24 protein-coding genes are annotated in these 20883 nt (G+C 53.3%); 11 read left to right on the top strand and 13 right to left on the bottom strand.

What is annotated here, in order from left to right:
• Position 1 precedes the first annotated feature (1 nt).
• The 3 genes from TA5113_RS02175 to hrcA form a co-directional block, all read right to left on the bottom strand.
• On the bottom strand, positions 2-1051 hold the full coding sequence (locus TA5113_RS02175) for a TPM domain-containing protein (RefSeq protein ID WP_058313588.1): 1050 nt from the start codon (positions 1049-1051) through the stop codon (positions 2-4).
• A gap of 74 nt (positions 1052-1125) precedes the next feature.
• Positions 1126-1680, bottom strand: coding sequence for a nucleotide exchange factor GrpE (locus TA5113_RS02170; protein WP_058313587.1), 555 nt, complete (start codon positions 1678-1680; stop codon positions 1126-1128).
• Between the two features lie 9 nt (positions 1681-1689).
• Positions 1690-2754, bottom strand: coding sequence for a heat-inducible transcriptional repressor HrcA (hrcA, locus tag TA5113_RS02165; RefSeq protein WP_058313586.1), 1065 nt, complete (start codon positions 2752-2754; stop codon positions 1690-1692).
• A gap of 133 nt (positions 2755-2887) precedes the next feature.
• On the opposite strand from hrcA, the gene rph reads away from it, so the two are divergent.
• The 4 genes from rph to TA5113_RS02145 are packed head-to-tail and all read left to right on the top strand — an operon-like array spanning position 2888 to position 5717.
• A complete protein-coding gene (gene rph / locus TA5113_RS02160) occupies positions 2888-3601 on the top strand; it encodes a ribonuclease PH (protein WP_058313585.1) in 714 nt (237 codons plus the stop codon).
• Positions 3598-4209: an RdgB/HAM1 family non-canonical purine NTP pyrophosphatase gene (gene rdgB / locus TA5113_RS02155; RefSeq protein WP_058313584.1), complete on the top strand. Its 612-nt coding sequence runs from the start codon at positions 3598-3600 to the stop codon at positions 4207-4209. Before rph ends, rdgB begins: the two co-directional genes overlap by 4 nt.
• Positions 4202-5359, top strand: a complete 1158-nt coding sequence (gene hemW / locus TA5113_RS02150; protein ID WP_058313583.1) for a radical SAM family heme chaperone HemW — start codon at positions 4202-4204, stop codon at positions 5357-5359. Before rdgB ends, hemW begins: the two co-directional genes overlap by 8 nt.
• Before the next feature lie 4 nt (positions 5360-5363).
• Entirely contained in the window at positions 5364-5717 is a 354-nt protein-coding gene (locus tag TA5113_RS02145) for a YbaN family protein (protein ID WP_058313582.1), read from the top strand.
• 20 nt (positions 5718-5737) lie between these two features.
• Here the strand turns inward: TA5113_RS02145 and TA5113_RS02140 are convergent, their stop codons facing one another.
• The 7 genes from TA5113_RS02140 to hemJ all read right to left on the bottom strand — a co-directional run bounded on the left by TA5113_RS02140 (position 5738) and on the right by hemJ (position 13110).
• Positions 5738-6625, bottom strand: coding sequence for a ParB/RepB/Spo0J family partition protein (locus TA5113_RS02140; RefSeq protein ID WP_058313581.1), 888 nt, complete (start codon positions 6623-6625; stop codon positions 5738-5740).
• Positions 6626-6650: 25 nt separating this feature from the next.
• Positions 6651-7451 carry a ParA family protein gene (locus TA5113_RS02135; RefSeq protein WP_058313580.1) on the bottom strand — a complete coding sequence of 267 codons (801 nt, stop codon included), beginning with the start codon at positions 7449-7451 and terminating at the stop codon, positions 6651-6653.
• Positions 7444-8064, bottom strand: a complete 621-nt coding sequence (rsmG, locus tag TA5113_RS02130; protein ID WP_058313579.1) for a 16S rRNA (guanine(527)-N(7))-methyltransferase RsmG — start codon at positions 8062-8064, stop codon at positions 7444-7446. Before rsmG ends, TA5113_RS02135 begins: the two co-directional genes overlap by 8 nt.
• Positions 8061-9935, bottom strand: a complete 1875-nt coding sequence (gene mnmG, locus TA5113_RS02125) for a tRNA uridine-5-carboxymethylaminomethyl(34) synthesis enzyme MnmG (RefSeq protein ID WP_058313578.1) — start codon at positions 9933-9935, stop codon at positions 8061-8063. Before mnmG ends, rsmG begins: the two co-directional genes overlap by 4 nt.
• Before the next feature lie 3 nt (positions 9936-9938).
• Positions 9939-11237: a tRNA uridine-5-carboxymethylaminomethyl(34) synthesis GTPase MnmE gene (gene mnmE / locus TA5113_RS02120; RefSeq protein ID WP_058313577.1), complete on the bottom strand. Its 1299-nt coding sequence runs from the start codon at positions 11235-11237 to the stop codon at positions 9939-9941.
• Between the two features lie 6 nt (positions 11238-11243).
• On the bottom strand, positions 11244-12515 hold the full coding sequence (rho, locus tag TA5113_RS02115; RefSeq protein ID WP_058313576.1) for a transcription termination factor Rho: 1272 nt from the start codon (positions 12513-12515) through the stop codon (positions 11244-11246).
• Positions 12516-12660: 145 nt separating this feature from the next.
• Positions 12661-13110 (bottom strand): protoporphyrinogen oxidase HemJ, encoded by a 450-nt coding sequence (gene hemJ / locus TA5113_RS02110; RefSeq protein WP_058313575.1) that lies wholly within the window; start codon positions 13108-13110, stop codon positions 12661-12663.
• Between the two features lie 417 nt (positions 13111-13527).
• On the opposite strand from hemJ, the gene TA5113_RS02105 reads away from it, so the two are divergent.
• From TA5113_RS02105 to dnaQ, 4 genes are read left to right on the top strand one after another with little or no spacing between them, the layout of a single operon-like run.
• Positions 13528-14127 carry a Maf family protein gene (locus tag TA5113_RS02105; RefSeq protein ID WP_058313574.1) on the top strand — a complete coding sequence of 200 codons (600 nt, stop codon included), beginning with the start codon at positions 13528-13530 and terminating at the stop codon, positions 14125-14127.
• A complete protein-coding gene (locus TA5113_RS02100; protein WP_058313573.1) occupies positions 14124-14957 on the top strand; it encodes a shikimate dehydrogenase in 834 nt (277 codons plus the stop codon). Before TA5113_RS02105 ends, TA5113_RS02100 begins: the two co-directional genes overlap by 4 nt.
• On the top strand, positions 14954-15547 hold the full coding sequence (coaE, locus tag TA5113_RS02095) for a dephospho-CoA kinase (RefSeq protein WP_058313572.1): 594 nt from the start codon (positions 14954-14956) through the stop codon (positions 15545-15547). Before TA5113_RS02100 ends, coaE begins: the two co-directional genes overlap by 4 nt.
• Positions 15540-16268 carry a DNA polymerase III subunit epsilon gene (gene dnaQ / locus TA5113_RS02090; RefSeq protein WP_058313571.1) on the top strand — a complete coding sequence of 243 codons (729 nt, stop codon included), beginning with the start codon at positions 15540-15542 and terminating at the stop codon, positions 16266-16268. The genes coaE and dnaQ overlap by 8 nt, the downstream gene beginning before the upstream one ends.
• A 34-nt stretch (positions 16269-16302) precedes the next feature.
• Here the strand turns inward: dnaQ and secB are convergent, their stop codons facing one another.
• A complete protein-coding gene (secB, locus tag TA5113_RS02085; RefSeq protein WP_058313570.1) occupies positions 16303-16806 on the bottom strand; it encodes a protein-export chaperone SecB in 504 nt (167 codons plus the stop codon).
• A gap of 69 nt (positions 16807-16875) precedes the next feature.
• A complete protein-coding gene (locus tag TA5113_RS02080) occupies positions 16876-17385 on the bottom strand; it encodes an FxsA family protein (RefSeq protein WP_058313569.1) in 510 nt (169 codons plus the stop codon).
• Positions 17386-17484: 99 nt separating this feature from the next.
• Here TA5113_RS02080 and TA5113_RS02075 point away from each other — a divergent pair, with 99 nt between their 5' ends.
• The 3 genes from TA5113_RS02075 to TA5113_RS02065 are packed head-to-tail and all read left to right on the top strand — an operon-like array spanning position 17485 to position 19765.
• A complete protein-coding gene (locus TA5113_RS02075) occupies positions 17485-18141 on the top strand; it encodes a Tim44/TimA family putative adaptor protein (protein WP_058313568.1) in 657 nt (218 codons plus the stop codon).
• Positions 18138-19175, top strand: coding sequence for a murein transglycosylase A (gene mltA / locus TA5113_RS02070; RefSeq protein WP_058313567.1), 1038 nt, complete (start codon positions 18138-18140; stop codon positions 19173-19175). The genes TA5113_RS02075 and mltA overlap by 4 nt, the downstream gene beginning before the upstream one ends.
• The gene (locus TA5113_RS02065) at positions 19172-19765 is read left to right on the top strand and encodes a Smr/MutS family protein (RefSeq protein ID WP_058313566.1); all 594 of its coding nucleotides are present in this window, start codon (positions 19172-19174) and stop codon (positions 19763-19765) included. Before mltA ends, TA5113_RS02065 begins: the two co-directional genes overlap by 4 nt.
• On the opposite strand, the gene TA5113_RS02060 is transcribed toward TA5113_RS02065, so the two are convergent.
• A complete protein-coding gene (locus TA5113_RS02060) occupies positions 19762-20880 on the bottom strand; it encodes an alpha/beta hydrolase (protein ID WP_058313565.1) in 1119 nt (372 codons plus the stop codon). The genes TA5113_RS02065 and TA5113_RS02060 overlap by 4 nt on opposite strands.
• Between the last annotated feature and the right edge of the window lie 3 nt (positions 20881-20883).

The raw sequence follows: 20883 nt of genomic DNA, 5'->3' as shown, positions 1-20883 counted from the left end.
TTCACCAGCTTCCGCTGGCACCACCGCCAGAGGACGACCCACCGCCAAATCCGCCAGATGATGACGAAGACGAGCTTTTGGATTTCTTCGGAATGGTCACATGGGTGTGGTAGCGATCATTGCAGTGTTTGCAGTGGTAATCGATACGCTTGAGGCCGGTGCTGGACGTGGTGGCATGTTCCACAATCGTCTCTTCGCCTTCCAGAGTTCGATATTCACAGGACCGGCAAGCGCCATATTTTGAAAACCAGGATTTGTAGCTTTCTATCGTGCGGTGCCCGCATTCGTCACAAAACCACACGTCATAGTCGACGCTTTTTAGATGCTCTTCAAGCTTCTGACCGTCATCGAGGTATTCATCATCCAGATGTTCCTCAAGCTTGCGCATCTTCGCGCCATCAATCGGACAGATCCGAGGTTTATTGCGCCGCCAACGGCGATACAGCCGAAACGCTAAACCGGCCACAAAGGCATAGAAAACCGCGATCCAGTCACCGATCACATCAAGGCCAAAGCTGAATCGGTTCTTCAGTTTTTCAAATATACTTGCATTAAACTCACCGGGCCACGACCCACCCACATCTCGGATTACCGCATCAACGCCGCGATTGATGCCCTTCTCATATTCATCATCACGAAACAGCGGCACGATCTTCTCGTCGATAATCGCAGCCATCGCATCGTTCTTGGTGTCGCCATAACCCGATCCAACTTCAATCCGCAGCACGCGATCAAGGCGCGAAACCAAGAGCATGACACCGTCGTTGCGCGACGCATCCCCAACGCCCCAATAGTTGAAAAGCCCGGTGGCAAAGGGTTCAATCGGCCCGTCATGGCCGTAGTCGCTCATCCGGTCGATGATCACGACGGTGAATTCAATGCCGGTTTCGGTTTTTAGCTCGATCAGTTTTTCGCGGATGACCTCTTCATCCTCAACCGAAAGCAGATAGGCGAAGTCGTTCACATAGAGTTCTGTGTAGTCCGGGTATGTCTGGGCCTGCGCCGCCAACGCCGTCACAAATAGAAAAACAGCTGCAAGAATATGTCGCAAAAGAAAAAGCCCCCGAAGTTCCGAGGGCTTTGTAGCAGATTTTTCAGATTTTGTAGAGCGTTAGCCCTTTCCAATTAGCCCGGCGTCGAGCTCACACCCACCTGCGCTGGACGCAGCAGACGGTCATGCAACATGAAGCCTTCTGCGGACACCTGAATAATGTCGCCCGCTTTAGTCCCAGGTACTGGCGCTTCAAACATCGCTTCGTGCTGGTTCGGGTCAAACTTGTCGCCCACTTCGGGCACAATGATCTCAAGCCCATGCTTTTTGAACACGTTCAGAAGCTCGCGCATGGTCAGCTCGATGCCTTCGATCACAGCAGGCGCGGCTGCCTTTTGCTCTTCGGTAATCGCTTCCATCGCGCGTTTCATATTGTCGTAAACCGGCAGCATGTCGCGCGCCAGTTTAGAGCCGCCGTACATCTCGGCATCCCGGCGGGATTTGTCCGCACGCTTGCGGGAATTCTCTGCATCCGCCAAGGCACGCATCCAGCGATCTTTGTATTCGTCGCGTTCCGCTTTCAGCTCATCCAATTCGATGGCCTCATCTTCCAACTCATCCAGATCCTGAAGCTCCGCTTCCAGGTCTTCTACATCATCCAGAAAATCGTCTTCTCTTGGCTCTGCCATATTCCACCTCTAGCTCCGATCAGAAATCAGCTTTCCAACCAGCTGCGCCGTATAATCTACAATCGGCACGATGCGTCCATAGTTCAGGCGCTTGGGTCCGATGACCCCGACAGCACCCACAATCTTACGATCAGCGTTCATATATGGAGAGACCACCAAAGAGGAACCCGAAAGTGAAAAAAGTTTGTTCTCAGAGCCAATAAAAATGCGAACGCCATCGCCTTGATCGGCCAATTCAAGGAAATCTGCGATATCTCGCTTGCGTTCGAGGTCATCAAACAGGGTTCTGATGCGCTCTAGCTCTTCTTCACCCTGCGCATCGCCCAGCAAATTCGACCGGCCACGCACGATGAGTCGTTCGTCACTGCCGCCATCATCCGCCCAAACCGCCAATCCGCTATCGATCATGGCGCGGGAAAGTTCGTCGATCTCTTGCCGCCGCTTACCAATCTCTTCGCGAATCACGGTCTGCAGCTCAGACAGCGTGCGCCCCTCAATCAACGCGTTCAGAAAGTTGGCGGCTTCCCGCATACTGCTTGGGGTTTGACCTGGCGGCGGAGTGAATAGTCGGTTTTCCACGTGGCCATCTGCCATGACCAACACGACCAATGCCCGGTCATGGGCGAGGCTGACAAATTCGATATGTCGAATGGGAGCTTCGTGTTTTGGCGCGAGCACCAAGGACGCCCCTTGAGTGACACCGGACAGCGCCGATCCAACGCGGTCGAGCATGCCGCCAACATCGTTGGAATTCGATCCAAGGGTTTCGTCGATCTTCAGCTGATCATCACGATCTAGATCGCGCACTTCCAGCAAGCCATCGACAAACATGCGCAATCCCTGCTGAGACGGAATGCGCCCTGCACTGACATGCGGAGAATCCAGCAGACCCAGAAACTCCAGATCCTGCATCACATTGCGAATTGTTGCTGCGCTGATTTTTTCCGAAAACTCACGAGTCAGCGTCCGCGAGCCCACCGGGTCGCCGGTGGACAAATACCCTTCAACCACACGCCGGAAGACTTCGCGGCTGCGGTCATTCATCTCATTTAGGATATCTTTACTATCGCTCATCTGAATATGTACTTTAATCGCCCCTTTCAGAGCCTCAAGCAGAAAGGGCAAACGGGGTTGCGTTTCCCTTGCACGGCCTTGTATCCCATGGCCCAACAGACCTAACAAATATGCCTTTAAAAGGAATTGCCAAATGCGCCCCTCCGGACGTCAGCTGAACGAAATGCGTGAAGTGTCGATTGAAACCAACGTCACAAAACACGCGGAAGGATCCTGCATGATCAAAATGGGCGACACACATGTGCTGTGTACCGCCACTTTGGAGGCCCGCGTACCACCGTTCATTAAAGGATCCGGTCTTGGTTGGGTAACTGCGGAATATGGCATGCTGCCACGTTCGACCACATCCCGCATGCGTCGCGAAGCAGCGGCTGGTAAACAAGGCGGTCGTACCGTTGAAATTCAACGTCTGATCGGTCGTTCCTTGCGCGCTGGTGTTGACCGCGTCGCTTTGGGTGAGCGTCAGATCACGATCGACTGTGACGTGATCCAGGCCGATGGCGGCACCCGCTGCGCGTCCATCACAGGCGGCTGGGTTGCGCTGCGTTTGGCAGTCAACAAACTGCTGAAAGCTGGTGATATTGTGACTGATCCACTGATTTCCCCGGTTGCTGCTATCTCTTGCGGCATCTACGCGGGACAGCCTGTTTTGGATCTGGATTACCCTGAAGACTCTGAGGCCGGCGTTGACGGCAACTTCATCATGCTCGGCAACAAAAACCTGATCGAAGTACAGATGAGTGCTGAAGGGTCTGTCTTCTCTCGTGATCAAATGAACCAGTTGATGGACCTTGCTGAAAAAGGCGTGGAAGAGCTGGCGGCGAAACAGCTGGAAGCCACTGCATGACCCGCAAATTCGAGGGCGACCGCATTCTGGTCGCCACGCATAACAAAGGCAAACTTCTGGAAATCGCCGACATCTTGGCCCCGCACGGGGTCACCGTTGTCGGCGCGGGCGAAATGAAGCTGCCTGAGCCAGAAGAAACCGAAGACACGTTTGTGGGCAATGCCCGCATCAAAGCGCACGCCGCTGCAAAGGCCACAGGTCTACCAGCGCTCGCCGATGACAGCGGTATCACGATTGATGCGCTGAACGGCGCGCCGGGCGTGTACACCGCCGACTGGGCGGAAACTCCTGATGGCCGTGATTTCATGATGGCGATGAACCGCGCCAATGACGAAATCAAAGCCGCCGGTCCAGATGCGCCGCGCACTGCGCAGTTCCGCTGCACCTTGGTTCTCGCTTGGCCCGATGGTCATGACGAAGTGTTCGAAGGCGTGATGCCCGGCTCGCTCACTTGGCCTATTCGTGGTGAAGGTGGCTTCGGCTACGACCCTATGTTTATTCCAGAAGGCTTGGACATCACCTGCGCCGAAATGGAAAAAGCTGAGAAAAACAAAATCAGCCACCGCGGCCGTGCCGTGACAGCCTTTGTTGCTGGCTGTTTTGGGTGAAGATTGGAAAAATGGGGGCTTTGGGCTCTACATCCATTGGCCCTTTTGTCAGGCCAAATGCCCCTATTGCGACTTCAACTCTCACGTATCTCAAAAAATTGATCAAAAACAATGGCTTAGCGCCTATTTATCGGAGCTGGACCGTGTCGGATCAGAGACCCAGGGACGCGTTCTAAACTCTGTCTTTTTCGGAGGTGGCACCCCCTCCTTGATGGATCCAGAGATCGTCGCAGCCATTTTGGAAAGGGTGCATCGCCTTTGGCCAACTGCCAACGATCTTGAAGTCACTCTCGAAGCAAACCCGGGCTCTGTAGAAGCGGCAAAATTCGCCGACTACCGGCTTGGTGGTGTCAGCCGGATTTCGATGGGTGTGCAAGCCTTGAATGATCGAGACCTAAAACGCTTGGGGCGCATCCATTCGGTTGATGAAGCCAAGGCCGCCTTTGACATTGCGCGCAAAACCTTTGATCGCGTTAGCTTCGATCTGATCTACGCCCGTCAGGATCAAACCCTTGAGGCTTGGAAGGCAGAACTGCGCGAAGCGCTTTCGATGGCTTTTGATCACCTCTCGCTCTACCAACTGACAATCGAAGCCGGGACACCGTTCGGACAACGCTATGAAAAGGGCAAGCTCAAAGGCTTACCCGAAGATGATCTTGCTGCTGATATGTACCAAGTGACTGGTGAAATCTGCGCTGAGGTTGGCCTGGAAGGTTATGAAGTTTCCAACTACGCCTTGCCCGGTTCCGAAAGTCGCCACAACCAGATCTATTGGCGGTATGGGGACTACGTCGGGATCGGTCCCGGCGCACATGGCCGCGTGACGTTGGGTGGACAAAGATTCGCGACAGAATGCATTCGAAACCCAACCCTGTGGCTAGACGCTGTTTCCAAACAAACCGCCGAAAACGTGCGCCGCGCGATCTCGCTCCCCGATCAAGCAGATGAAATGATGATGATGGGCCTACGCCTATCGGAAGGTGTCGACATTGCGCGTTGGCAAAACTTATCTGGCCGGCCTTTAAATTCTAACGTGACGGACCATTTGGAAGACATAGGAATGATCAGGCAGGCGCAAGGCAGGATCTATGCGACACAAGATGGTCGTATGGTTCTAAATACCCTTCTCGCCGAGATATTGGTGGACTAACCATATGCGGTATATTTGGGCAACATTTGGTCTAATCTCGCTGAGTCTAGGCGCGCTGGGTGTCATCTTACCGCTTCTTCCAACAGTACCTTTCCTTCTGCTGGCGGCGTTTTGTTTCGCACGCGGGTCGGAAAGACTTCACGATTGGATGTTAGAACACCCTAGGCTCGGCCCCCCAATATCGGATTGGCGCGAAAACGGCGCCATCAGCCGAAGGGCGAAATTGCTGGCCACGGCGTCAATCGTGGCGGTTTTTGGCATATCCTGGTTGATGGAAGTAAAAATGACGGTCTTGATTATCCAAGCCGTCACTTTATCTTGTGTCATGTTGTTTATCTGGACACGCCCAGACGAATAATCGGCTCTAATCAAGCACAATTACGACGAAGTCAGGATCCGGCACAGCTCATCAAGCTGTTCCATATCTTTGTATTTGATCGTGATCTGGCCGGTCTCGCCGCCAGCTTTGTGGTCGATTTGAACCTTCATACCAAGATTGGCAGACAAATCGCCTTCCAGCGCTTTTGTATCTGCATCCTTCTCAGCCTTAGGTTTCTTCGGCTTTTCCAGATCTCCAGACGCGTATTTTTTAACAAGCGCCTCAGTCGCCCTTACGGACAGGCCTTCTTTCACGATGCGCTTTGCGATCTCATGCGCGTGGTCCGAAGTGATCAGTGCACGGGCGTGACCAGAGCTTAGCTGACCCTCTTCGACCAAATCCTGGATATCCTGTGGCAAGTTCAACAAACGCAGAAGGTTCGCAATATGGCTTCGGCTTTTACCAAGTGCTTTAGACATCGCATCTTGCGTATGGCCAAACTTGTCCATCAGCTGACGATACCCTGCCGCCTCTTCGACCGGGTTCAGATCAGAGCGCTGGATGTTCTCAATGATCGCAATTTCAAGAACCTCCGTGTCGTCGAACTCTCGTACGATAACCGGCAATTCGTGCAACTGCGCTTTCTGAGACGCGCGCCAGCGCCGTTCACCCGCAACGATCTCATACTTACCACCTGCCTTCTCACGTACGATTAAAGGCTGGATAACCCCCTTTTCGCGAATTGAGTTGGCAAGATCTTCCAGGTGCTCGGGATCAAACCGGCGGCGCGGCTGATCCGGGTTTGGCTCAATATTCTCAATGGGAACAACCAAATCCGGACGGCGTGGCTCATCAGACGATGCTGCTGCCGGCGCCTCATTTACATCTGCCATAAGCGCAGACAGACCGCGGCCCAATCCTCGGGATTTTGTTCTATTTTCAGCCATGCTCTTTGCCCCCTACTTTAATTTCTTAAACCGCACCGAAATGTTTATCCAACATTTCGCGCGCGAGAGAGCGATAGGCTTCGGCTCCCTTTGAGGTTGGATCATACTGCAAAACAGGCTGCGCGAAAGAGGGAGCCTCAGAAACGCGCACATTGCGCGGGATCCGGGTTTCGTAAACCAGATCGCCCAAATTCGCTCGGGCGTCTTCTTCTACCTGCTGAGACAGATTGTTCCGCGCATCAAACATAGTGAGCACAACACCTTCGATCCGCAAATCTGGGTTTGCCGTCTGGCGGACCTCACGCACCGTCAGCATCAGCTGAGACAGGCCTTCAAGCGCGAAAAATTCACTTTGCAGTGGAATCATGACCGAATGCGATGCGACCATCGCGTTCACCGTCAGAAGGTTTAGCGAAGGCGGGCAATCGATCAGGATATAGTCCCAGTCGAACTGATCCATAGCGGTCTGGCGGAGCGCATCATGCAAAAGAAACGATCTTTTTTCGTTCGCCATCAGCTCCATGTCGGCAGAACTTAGGTCAACGGTCGCTGGAATAATGCCCAAGCCTTCCTGATCGACCATCTGGATAACGTCAGAAAGGTCGATGTCATCAACCAAGAGATCATAGGTTGTCAGGGGGCGGTCATCGACGCCAAGGCCTGTTGACGCGTTGCCTTGCGGGTCCAAGTCAACCAGCAAAACACGAACCCCCTCTTCGACCAAAGCCGCTGCTAGGTTGATCGTTGTTGTGGTTTTGCCTACGCCACCTTTTTGGTTGGCAATCGCGATGATTTTTGGCCCGCTGCCACGCACTGGATCAGACACCCGTGATATCCCTGACTTTCAGTATTACTGCACCCTCTTGAGTTTCACTTTTAATCACCTCTGAGGCGAAAGACCACGATTTCTCAGCGGTTTGCACTTCTTTTTTCCAGGACACGCCTTTCGGGAAAATGCTAAGGCCATCTGCCTTCAAATGCCGCACACTGAACTCGCAAAGCCCTGTGAGATCCGTTAAAGCGCGTGCGGAAAGCACATCCGCATTAGCGGGTTCCGCTTCCTCAATCCTGGACGTGATCACTTCTGCCTTCACGCTGGTTTCTCGCAGGACTGTGCGCAAGAAAGTGCATTTTCGGACATCACTTTCCATCATCGCAACATCCCAAGGATTTCCTTCACCTGCATTCAAGATTGCAACAACCAGTCCGGGGAAACCACCGCCACTCCCGATATCCAGCCACTTGCCGCATTTTTCTGACGCTAGGCCATAGATCTGCGCTGAATCCCATATGTGTCTTCCCCAACTCTCTTTAAGAGTGGCCGGGGATACCAGGTTGATCTTAGGGTTCCATTTCTTGAGCAATACGTCCAAATGCTCTAGGCGCTCCATTGTTTCACGTGAAACATCAAAGCGCTTTTCAAAATCATTTGGTGTCATGCAGATTTTTCCTGACGCTTACGCTGCCGTAGCTTCGCAAGAAGAAGAGTTAGCGCGGCCGGCGTCATTCCATCCACGCGTCCAGCCTGCGCGAGGTTAGCAGGACGGGCTTTACCGAGCTTCAGTTTCAGTTCGTTGGACAGCCCTTCAATGCCTTCATAGCTAAAATCGGTCGGAATAGGCTGTGCCTCGTCGCGGCGGACAGCCTCCACGTCTTTTTGTTGGCGTTGAATGTAATTGGCATAGAGCGCATCTTTAGCGAGCTGATCTTGGATCAGACCATCTATCTCACCATATTCCTCATTCAATCCGGTCAGTTCAGAGAAGGATACATCAGGGAAAGCCAAAAGTTGGAACGCGCTTCGACGTTGACCATCGTTGTTCACCGAAATGCCAACGGCGTTCACCTGCTTCGGTGTAAATGTATCCCCTTCTAGCAAGCTGCGCGCAGTGGTCAGTTGCTCCATCTTATCACCGAACGCCTCTTTTCGAGCCTCGCCTACCAAACCCAGATCCAAGCCGACAGGGGTAAGCCGTTGATCGGCGTTATCGGCTCGCAGCGACAATCTAAATTCAGCCCGCGAGGTGAACATACGATACGGCTCGGAAACGCCGCGTGTGATCAAATCATCTATCATCACACCGATGTAGCTGTCTGCACGGCCGAAAGTATGAGGCGCCAAACCCTTTGCTGCACGAGCTGCGTTCATTCCCGCAACCAAGCCCTGTGCCGCCGCTTCTTCGTAGCCCGTTGTTCCGTTGATTTGTCCCGCAAGATAAAGGCCCGGGACATCTTTCAGCTGGAGGTCTGCCGACAAGCACCGCGGGTCAATGTAATCATATTCGATCGCATATCCCGGCTGCAGGATCTTGGTATCCTCAAGTCCATAGATCGAGTGAACGTAATCGTCTTGAACATCCACTGGCAGAGACGTCGAAATACCGTTTGGGTATACAGTGTGATCATCCGCCCCCTCTGGCTCTAGGAAGATTTGGTGAGACGTCTTATCAGCGAAGCGTACAATCTTGTCTTCGATAGAGGGGCAATACCGCGGCCCTACCCCCTCGATATGCCCGCCATACATCGCAGAGCGGTCGAGATTGTCCCGAATAATGTCGTGCGTTTTTTCATTGGTGTGTGTGATCCCGCATGAGATTTGCGGCGCGCTTGTCTTTCTAGACATAAACGAGAAGAGCACCGGATCATCATCGCCTGGCTGAGATTCCAGCAAGTCCCACTTGATGGTACGGCCGTCTAAGCGAGGCGGTGTGCCGGTCTTCAGACGGCCCAGCTGCAGACTAAAGCTATCAATTCGTTCTGCCAGCTTGACTGAAGGCTTATCGCCCATGCGGCCGCCGGGTTTGGAAACATCACCAATATGGATAACGCCGCGAAGGAATGTGCCGGTGGTCAAAACAACTGCGGACGAATGAACCTCAGAGCCATCCGCGAGGATGACGCCAGAGACGCGATCATTGTCCATAATGAAGTCTGTCGCCTCTCCCTCGATAATCGAGAGGTTCTCGCAGTCCTTCATCTCACGCAGCATTTCGGTTCGGTAGATCTTTCGATCCGACTGCGCACGGGGACCTTGAACAGCGGGCCCTTTCCGTCGGTTCAGCAACCGAAACTGTATGCCTGCCAAGTCGGCGACGCGCCCCATCACACCGTCCAGCGCATCGATTTCGCGGACCAGGTGGCCTTTGCCCAGACCACCGATTGCCGGGTTGCAGGACATTACCCCAATGCCGTCCATGGTCAGGGTGATTAGCGCGGTGTTAGCTCCAGCTCGCGCAGCAGCGTGCGCGGCATCACATCCGGCATGACCGCCGCCGACAACAATGACGTCAAAATGTTTCACGTGAAACACTCCTTACTTACCGATGCAGAAACTAGAGAAAATCTCGTCCAAGAGGTTCTCAACATCAATTCGCCCGACAATGGAATCCAAAGCTCGAATCGCCGTACGCAGCTCTTCCGCTGCTATATCATATTGCTCAGGCCCAAGCGCCAAAACAGCCTTACCCGCTGAAAGAGCTTCTGTCGCCTGTACCATTGCAACGCGATGTCGTTCGCGTGTCGCGATACCTAAGTTACCTGTCCGCTCCATCAGCTTCGTTTGAACAGACTGAATAAGCTCTGGAACGCCGGCCCCGGTCTTGCCAGAAATTGCGCCTTCGAGATCATCCAACGTATCAGCCTTGGCGATCAAAACCATATCATCTTCATCAGGCGCCAGCTCTGGATCAGTCCCCTGCTCTACCAAGAAAATGCGAAGATCGGCCTGCTCAGCGCGCTGTTTGGCACGCTGAATACCAATCCCTTCAACATGATCCTCTGTTTCTCGGATACCGGCGGTATCCAGCAGCGTTACTGGCAAGCCACCAAGGTCCATACGCACCTCAATGACATCCCTTGTGGTACCAGCATATTCAGAAGTGATCGCAGCATCCCGCCCAGCTATGGCATTCAGCAGCGTAGACTTGCCAACGTTCGGTGCGCCGACAATGGCGACTTCAAATCCGGTTCGAATGCGTTCGGCGGTTTCAACACCAATGATTTGCTTTGAGAGTTGTGTGGTAACCCCGTCCAACAGAGCGTCGACTTCGGGAGTAACGTCAACGGGGACTTCTTCGTCCGCAAAATCGATGGTCGCTTCAATTAAAGCAGCAGCGCGGATCAAATCGGTACGCCAGCTTTCCGCAAGATCACCGAGATCGCCAGAAAGTACGCGCAGCGCTTGCCGTCTTTGCGCTTCGGTTTCTGCTTCAATGAGATCAGAAAGACCTTCGACCTGCGCGAGGTCCATGCAGCCGTTCTCCAACGCTCGGCGTGTAAACTCTCCGGCTTCGGCTAAGCGCAGGCCTGGCATATCCCCCAAGATGCGGAGCAAGCGATTGACCACGGCGACGGAACCATGGGTATGAAGCTCTAAGACCTCTTCTCCGGTGAAAGAATTTCCTTTCGGGAAGTATAAGATCAGAGACTGATCCACCCGAACCCCGTCAGAATCCCGAATAACCTTTAGAGTCGCGAGCCGCGGTTCAGGGACGACCCCGCAAAGCGCTTCTGCGACCGCTTGAACTTCAGGACCAGATACCCGAACGACAGCGACCCCCGATTTCCCGGGGGCCGTCGCCAAAGCAAATATGGTGTCATTGACCAAGGTCATGACACATCACGCATTCATGGAATCGAAGAATTCGCCGTTGGTCTTAGTCTGCTTAAGTTTACCCAGCAGGAACTCGATCGCATCCGTAGTGCCCATTGGGTTGAGGATGCGGCGCAGAACGAATGTCTTCTGCAGGTCCTTTGGATCGACCAGCAGGTCTTCTTTCCGTGTACCGGACTTAAGAATGTCGATCGCTGGGAAGACGCGCTTGTCGGCGATCTTACGATCCAGAACAACTTCGCTGTTACCAGTCCCTTTAAATTCTTCGAAGATCACTTCGTCCATCCGCGAGCCAGTGTCGATCAGTGCGGTGGAGATAATGGTGAGCGAGCCACCCTCTTCGATATTCCGAGCTGCACCAAAGAAACGCTTTGGACGTTGCAGCGCATTCGCGTCCACACCACCGGTCAGAACTTTACCGGAAGATGGAACAACAGTGTTAAAGGCCCTACCAAGTCTTGTGATCGAATCGAGAAGAATAACAACATCTCGTTTATGTTCGACCAAACGCTTGGCTTTTTCGATGACCATTTCAGATACGGCCACGTGGCGCGTTGCCGGTTCATCAAAGGTCGAGGAAATCACCTCACCCTTCACAGAGCGCTGCATGTCAGTCACCTCTTCAGGGCGTTCGTCGATCAACAGAACGATCAAGTAACACTCTGGGTGGTTGGCTTCGATACTGTGCGCGATGTTTTGCAGGATCACGGTTTTACCGGTCCGCGGCGGCGCAACGATCAAGGAACGTTGTCCCTTACCAATTGGAGCCACCAGGTCGATCACACGTGCGGACTTGTCTTTGATGGTTGGATCTTCGATCTCCATCTTCAGACGCTCATCCGGATAAAGCGGTGTCAGGTTGTCGAAGGCAATCTTGTGCTTTGCCTTCTCTGGCTCTTCAAAGTTGATGGATGTGACATTGGTCAGCGCAAAGTAACGCTCATTGTCATCTGGTGCTTTGATGACGCCATTGATGGTGTCGCCTGTGCGCAAGGAATGCTTACGGATCATTTCAGGGCTAACGTAGATATCGTCTGGGCCCGGCAAATAGTTCGCCTCTGGAGAGCGCAGGAAACCAAACCCGTCTTGCAGAACTTCAAGCACACCATCGCCTGAGACTTCCCATCCCTCATCCGCGCGTTCACGCAGGATTTGGAACATCATCTCACCTTTGCGCATGGTGGATGCGTTTTCGATTTCCAATTCCTCTGCCATCGCCAGCAGATCTTTAGGGCTTTGTGCTTTCAATGAAGAAAGCGCGAGTTTGTTCTCGGACATGAGAAATCCTTAACGGTCCATCAAACGGCTATAGGAGCCGCGAGTTCATATATGTAGGTCGGAAGACACATGGCCCGGACGGGCCTGTTGCGAAAAGAGATAGGTGGATTCCTTAGGCAAGTCAAACCACCTCGTGAAACTGCGATCAGAATTTCACAACCACTGAAATCACGATAATCACCATCAAGATCGTCGGCAGTTCGTTCATTTGCCGATACCTCTTTCCAGACAGCGTGTTCTCGCCGCTCTCAAAGTCCTTACGGCGCGCCATAAGCCAATGATGGAACCCTGTCATAGCAATGACGGCTAACCCCTTCGTATAAGGCCACACATCGCCCCAATGCACGATCCCGGGGGTGAAGAGCAATAAAAGCCCAAAGACCCATGTGGCGACGCTTGCAGGGCCCATAATGAAGCGAAGAAGCTTGTACTCCATAATCTGAAGCGTCTGATCCAATTGATCCCCCTTCTCAGCCTTTTCTGCGTGATACACAAAGAGACGAGGAAGATAGAATAGCCCAGCCATCCAACTGATCACTGAAATGATATGAAGTGACTTGGTCCAAGGATAGAGAGTCGCGAGAATGTCGGACATGGATCAGATCCTTCTTAGCTAAGCCCCTCTCAAATAAATAATTATTATTTAAAAAGGAAGATGATTTGGTAGGGACACCGATTTCTGTGGATTAAAGGGTTATCTTGGTTTTCTCCACAAGCCCTGAGCGGTGGGAAAGATTGGCACACTGCAGGCCGCAAAATTGTATTTCTCCGATTTATTAAATAAAAACAAATACTTGAAAATTTTTCCCATAAATTAAGCTTGTGGATAAGCTGTGGGATGAAATTGTCGCCGGGCGATTCCATCACCATGGGAACTTATCCCAATCCCCTGCGTAGGAATCATCGCAAAAAACTTTAAACGGGGGGAGTTATCTACCGCTTGCAGCGCCTCTCGATTTACCCGACAAATCATACGCAAGTTGTTCGGTCAGTTATTCGACGGGTTATCCACATGTCTCAGCCATTGATCTTGGCAAGCGGATCAAAAATTCGCGCGGATTTGCTGCGCAATGCCAATGTAGCGTTTGAGGTGCTCACCGCTCCGGTGGACGAAGAAATGATCCGCCAGAGTTTGGAAGCCGAAGGGACACGTCCACGCGATATTGCGGATTCTTTGGCGGAAGCGAAAGCCCAAAGGGTCAGTGCAAAAGTCCCTGGAGCCTTGGTTCTGGGCTGCGATCAGGTTCTGGACTTTGAAGGTGAGGTTTTTGCCAAACCGCAAAGTCAGGAGGACGCGCGGGCCCAGTTGCAACGGTTGCGCAACAACAGCCATTCGCTTCTATCTGCGGCGGTTATCTATGAAGACAACAAACCCATTTGGCGTCATGTTGGTATCGTGCGTCTTCGGATGCGCGATTTCACCGATGACTTTTTGGACGCATATATAGAGCGGAATTGGGAAGAGATCCGGCACACCGTTGGATGTTATCAATTAGAGGCGGAAGGCGTGCGATTGTTCACCCGTGTGGATGGCGATTATTTTACGGTGCTTGGTATGCCATTGCTTGAGATACTGGCATATTTGACGCTCAGAGGAGATTTGCAGCGATGACATTACCCAAAGTGCCTTTGGCTGCCGTGATCGGTCATCCGATTGCGCATTCAAAATCTCCGATGCTGCATGGTCATTGGCTGAAGACTTATGGGATTAACGGCCATTACATTCCAATGGATGTGGCGCCGGACGATTTGGAAACGGTTCTGCGCAATATGCACAAGATGGGATTTGTCGGTGCCAATGTCACAATTCCTCACAAAACCCGTGCTTTGGAAATTGCAGATCAGGTGACAGATCGCGCCACGCTTATCGGTGCGGCGAATACGTTGATTTTCCATGAAGATGGAAAAATTCTTGCTGATAACACAGATGGTTACGGATTCATTCAGAACTTAAGGCAATCAGCGCCCGATTGGGATCCAACGGCAGGAGCGGCTGTTGTTCTTGGTGCGGGTGGTGCGGCGCGCGCGGTTGTTGCCTCTCTTCTTGACGTCGGTGTGCCCGAGATTTTCATCACGAACCGTACGCGGGTGCGGGCCGAGCAATTGCGCGACGACTTTGGCGCGCGTCTCAAAGTGGTCGAATGGGTTCAGGCTGGCGATGTCATTGAGGATGGCACGACTATTGTGAATACAACGTCTCTTGGCATGACGGGCAAGCCAGAGTTGAAAGTATCGCTCGACGGGCTCCAGCCCGGTAGCCTTGTGACTGATTTGGTCTACACCCCTTTGCGCACCCCGTTCCTAGATGAAGCGGCGCAGCGGGGGTGTGTTTCCGTTGATGGTTTGGGAATGTTGTTGCATCAAGCGGCGCCAGGTTTTGAACGCTGGTTTGGCCCGCGACCGGAAGTGACCGAAGACCTTAGACGAGTCATTTTGGGATGACGTTTAAGCTTGGGCTCACCGGTTCCATTGGTATGGGAAAATCCACGACAGCAAAGATGTTTGCGGATTTAGGCTGTGCCGTATGGGATGCGGATGCCGCGGTGCATCGGATGTATAGCAAAGATGGCGCGGCCGTTGCGCCAATGGGTGGTGCATTCCCGGATGCGATTGTCGACGGAGAAGTCTCTCGGGGCGTTCTGAAAGAGATCATTTCACAGGACGCAAACGCACTCAAAACCATTGAGAGTATCGTGCACCCTTTGGTCGCCCAAGATCGCAATGATTTTTTGGCTGAGACAAAGGCAGAGATCGCCGTCTTGGACATTCCGCTACTGTTTGAAAACGGTGCGGAAGCCATGTTTGATGCGGTGGCTTGTGTGTCTGTGTCACCTGACATCCAAAGACAAAGAGTTCTCGCGCGTGGGACTATGTCTGAAGCGCAGTTTGAAAGCATCCTGTCAAAACAAATGCCGATTGCAGACAAGATCGCGAAATCTGATTATGTGATAGAGACGGACACGCTAGAACATGCGCAACAGCAAGTACGGTCTGTGATCGAAGATATAAAGCAGGGGCTGAAGAATGCGTGAGATCGTTCTGGATACGGAAACCACGGGATTTGATCCGGAATCCGGTGACCGCATCGTCGAGATCGGTTGTGTCGAGCTTTATAATCACATGCCGACTGGCGAAACTTATCACGTCTATATCAACCCCGAGCGAATGATGCCGGAAGAGGCTTTCGGGGTGCACGGGATTGGTCCGGATATTTTGGAACCGCCACGCGAAGCGGAGCCAGGCCAGGTTTTACTGCGTGACAAACCGGTTTTTGAAAAAGTTGGACAATCATTTGTTGATTTCATTGGTGATGCAAACCTTGTGATCCACAACGCGGCCTTTGATATGAAGTTCCTGAACTGGGAACTTAAACGAATGGGTCTTGCGGAAATTCCATGGGAACGCGCAGTGGACACATTGGCGATTGCCCGTAAGAAGTTCCCCGGGTCTCGCGCTTCGCTGGACGCGCTTTGTGCGCGGTTTGGGATTGATAACAGCAACCGGACCCTTCACGGCGCGTTGCTTGACTCTGAAATTCTGGCGGAAGTTTACCTTGAGCTGATCGGCGGTCGACAACCGGACTTCGCATTGGCGTCTACATCCGGTCAATCCGGTGGCGCTGCGCAAGATGATTGGCGGCCAACACAACGGGCGAATCCCCTGCCCGCGCGCCTAACCGATGCGGAAAAGGCAGCTCATACAGAGTTTGTCGATGGCATGGGGGATGAGGCGCTTTGGAAAAAGCTGGGGTAATGCCCCCGGACGTTATCCGAGGGCATTGAAAGACTTAAGCGTCCAGTTTCTGTTCGCCTGCTGCCGCCTGACGGCGCGCGATTTCATTGCGGTAAAGCGCTACAAAATCAATAGTTTCCAGGTTCAGCGGCGGGAAGCCACCGTCGCGGGTTACGTCTGAAACGATGCGACGCACGAATGGGAAGATCATGCGTGGGCATTCGATCAACAGGAACGGGTGCAGCTGCTCTTCTGGGATACCTTCGATATGGAAGATGCCTGCGTAGTCCAGCTCTAGAACGAACAGCGTTTCATCGCCGCCCTTCGCCTTGTTGACGATGTTCAGCTTGATCGATGTTTCGTACTGGTTTTCCTGAGTGCGCTTCTTTGCGTCCAGATTCACCTGCACTTGCACGTCTGGCTGAACGTCGCCAGCAATGCCTTTTTGCGCGAGGATGTTTTCGAAAGACATGTCACGCACATATTGTGTCATGACATTCATTTTGACTTGTGGCTGCGCCGCTGCTGCGCCGCCATTTTCAGGCGTATTTTCAGCCATTCAAATTCTCCGAGTTAAGACTTTGCCCCGAGGCTTATCAGAGCTGCGCGGAGGCCTCAATGGCTGGCCTTAATGCTTGGTCCAGCCAGAGGTGCCTTTCGGTGTTTCGTGGGTTGGTTTTTTGCTTGGATCGACTTCAGAGAACTCACCATCGATCACAGTTTCATCAGCTTGGCGCGTATCTTGGAAGCCAGCGTGGCGGTTTTGAGCGCCGCCCATGTCAAATCGCTGCACGTGAACGCGCTTACGCACATAGTTCATGATCGCCACGCGAACCGGCGGCATCAATAAAGCGAAGCCAACCGCATCAGTAAAAAAACCTGGCGTCAGCAATAAAGCGCCCGAAAACAGGATCATGGCGCCATGGGCCAAAGGTTCCGTCGGGTCATTGAGTTCATTGAAGGATTTGCGCAAATCGCCCAATGCCATCGCTCCTTGATTTCGCACCAGCCAAGTGCCCAAAATAGCTGTCAAAACCACAATCCCCAGCGTCGGGAACAGCCCGATCGCGCCGCCAACTTGAATAAACAAGCCGATCTCGATCAAGGGAACGGCCAAGAAAGCCAAAAACAACCACATATGAGTGCTCCTTATCATCCGGCGCGTGTGGACTTGACTGCGCCTGTGACATACATAAGTGCGGTACATGATGTTTTCCACGCCTGACACGAGGTTCTAATGAATTCGCCACTTATCCAGCTTTTGGTCCTAGCCGGCATCGCCGTCTTTCTGATCCTGCGGCTGAGAAACGTACTTGGCACCCGCGATGGGTTTGAGCCACCTCGTGAAGCAGCCCCTGCGCCTCAGCGCCGTGGCCCAGATTTGGAAGTGATCGAAGGCGGCCCTGACCGCGATATCACGGACCATGCCGAAGAAGGCAGCGATACCGCTGTCGCGCTTGGTAAGATGAAATCTGTGGAGCCTGGTTTTGGCGTCAGCGATTTCATCGGTGGTGCGAAGGGCGCTTATGAGATGATCCTTATGGGTTTCGAAAAAGGTGATCTTGCGCAGGTCAAAGATTTCTTGGCGGAAGATGTTTACGACGCCTTCGCCGAAGTGATTCAAGCGCGTGAAGCGCAAGGCCTGACAATCGATGCAGAATTCATTGGTGTGCGTGAGACTGCTCTGCAGGAAGCGACCTTTGATGATGCAACCCGCGAAGCGGAAGTCACCGTTAAATTCATTGGCGAGCTGACCTATGTTGTTCGCAATGCGGACGGCGAGATCGTTGAAGGCAGCGAAACCCAAGTGAAACGCCAAAAAGACGCTTGGACCTTTGCACGTGTTATGGGTTCTGACGATCCAAACTGGCAGCTTGTTGCCACGGGCGAATGATTGCGGCGCTACGAGCGGCATTGGTGGCAGGAGCGGCAATGATGGCAGACATCGCGGCCGCTGAGCCCACGTATACGATTTTAGATTTCAAAGATTTAGACGGCTGGGAGCGCGACGATCATATCGCCGCGCTTCGTGTTTTTCAGAACACCTGCCCCGATCTGGATGCGCCGGATTGGCGCACACTTTGCGCAGCGGCACCCTCTTTTGGGGACGCGAAGAAGTTCTTTGAGTTGCTCTTTAAACCCGTCCTGATTGAGGACGGCGTCGACATGAAATTCACCGGGTATTTTGAGCCCGAGCTGCAGGGCTCTCGGGTGCCGACGGCGCGCTATCGTTTCCCGGTTTATGCTAAACCGCCAGAGGTCCGTTTGGGCCAGCGTTGGCTCAGCCGTCGGGAGATTGAAGACAGTAAAGCGCTTGAAGGGCGCGGGCTTGAGATTGCTTGGGTGGATGACTCTGTTGAGTTGTTCTTTTTGCAGATCCAAGGCTCTGGTCGGATCAAACTATCTGATGGAAGCGCGATCCGCGTTGGCTATGGTGGCGCGAACGGGCACCCATATCGCTCGATTGGCACCGAATTGGTCCGTCGCGGGACCTATCAACCGCACCAAGTGAGCGCGCAAGTCATCCAAAATTGGGTAAACCGTAACCCGGTGGATGGGGCGGAACTGCTTCGCCACAATCCATCTTACGTTTTCTTCCGTCGCGTGGATCAGGTTCCTGCAGACAAGGGTCCGCTTGGGGCAATGAACCGATCCATCACGACCATGCGCTCGGTGGCGGTTGATCCTGCCTACACGCCGCTTGGTGCGCCGGTTTGGGTGGAAAAAGATGGCGCTGATCCGATCCGTCGATTGATGATCGCACAGGATACCGGTTCGGCCATTAAGGGCGCGCAACGGGCAGATATATTCTTTGGGACAGGCGACGAGGCAGGCCGCAAAGCCGGCCGCTTGCGTGATCCCGGCCGGATGATCGTTCTGCTACCGATCCAACGCGCATATTCATTGTTGCCTGAGGCTGTGCTGTGAAACGCAAACGGCTAAGCGAAGAGGATAAGGCGCTTTGGAAAAAAGTGTCTGAAACTGCTGAGCCGTTGCAGGTTGCGCGACCCAAACCTTTGCCGACTGCTGAACGGCCTTTGCCGATGCCGAAACCGGTAAAGGTGGAAAAATCGCGTCTTCAGCCTTTTGAGCTGGGAGCGAAGGCCAAGACCAAATCGACGGGCAATGATCTTATGCCGTCAATCTCTGAGCGGGTTGGTAAGCAGCCGGTTCAAATGGACAAGAAAGCCTATGGGCGTATGACCAAAGGAAAGTTGGTGCCAGAGGCGCGAATTGACCTTCATGGCATGACACTGGAACAGGCCCACCCTGCGTTGGTTGGCTTTGTGATGCGGTCTTATGGCGAAGGCAAGCGCCTGATTCTTGTGATCACCGGTAAAGGAAAGTCAAAAAGGGACGATGGCCCGATCCCTGTGCGGCGGGGCGTTTTGAAACATCAGGTGCCGCAGTGGCTGCAGATGGCCCCTTTGCGTCAGGTGGTTTTGCAGGTCCGTGAAGCGCATTTGAAACACGGCGGGACCGGTGCCTACTATGTTTACCTGCGCCGCAGTCGTTAGCTTTCGGCGGCGCTTGGAAACAAGATCCACTGAATTGCTTTTTGCGCACGTTTCGCAGTGGTTCGTACCAATTGGCCACTGGCAGAAATGACACCGTTTTTGAATTCTTGGCTGTCCACGACGTTTCGCAGTTCAGGGCTTCCGAGGAATTCGATCAGTTCAGGTGAGCTGCCAACGGTGAAATGATCCGCCCCGCGGCCGCTTGCAAATTGTGAAATATCGATCACGAGGATCGGGTAATCACGAAGCGCCTCAATGTCACTGGCACGGCCAAGCCGTTGCGGTCGTCCGTTTATGAAACCAGATAACTCAAGTGCCCTGTCTTGGTTGGATACAAAGACGACGAAAGGCTGCGGCAGTCGCTCAAAAGACTCGAGCTGGCTTAGGAATACGTCGATGTCGATGTCGGGCGCGATCAGAACGACACCCGCGAGGTTGCGATGGGACCAGCCGGGTTGGCCAATTTCGATCTGGCGCAAAGCCTCCATCGACAGCATCGATCCCATGGAATGAGCCACCAACAGTGTGCGTTTCGGGGCAAGCCTATTCATTGAAAACAATGTGTCTTGCACGGCGTCTCTGCTGAAGATCATGCTGTCATGATCATAGGCATAGCCAACGACCCGCGCTGCGCTGGGCCAGGAAAACAAGACCGGAACGCCCGGAGGCTTCATATCGTGCTGAACTTGGGCGAGCCGGAAAAGCCCTTCGGAATAGCTGGTGTTAAACCCGTGCACAAACAGCGTGAACTCGCGTTCTGAGACTGGTTGTTGCGCGAGACGATTTCGCAGGGTTCTCTCAAACAGAGCTTTGCTTCCAAGCTTCGTTTGCTCGGCGACAACAATGTGGCGCGCCGGGTTCGGATTGCGTGGATCGGTTTGGACTTTGCCCGGCTCATGCGTTGGAGGAATTGAGATCTGTGTTTCCAAATAGGACAGCGATGAATCACGGGTTGCGCTGAAACCGCCGTCCGCAGACGGGCTTCGGTTGGTGACCGCAAAGATCTCATGCAGGGTTCCGACGTTTTCCGCTTCGGGGCGTAGTTGCAGCTCTTGCCGGGCTGTACCGCAGGCGGTCAACGCGATGCACATGGTAACCAAAATAAGAACACGCATCGG

Origin of the sequence: Cognatishimia activa, from assembly GCF_001458335.1 — a bacterium.
Classification (GTDB): domain Bacteria; phylum Pseudomonadota; class Alphaproteobacteria; order Rhodobacterales; family Rhodobacteraceae; genus Cognatishimia; species Cognatishimia activa.
The sequence above is the reverse complement of the archived record's forward strand: the minus strand, read 5'-3'. Positions and strand labels throughout refer to the sequence as shown.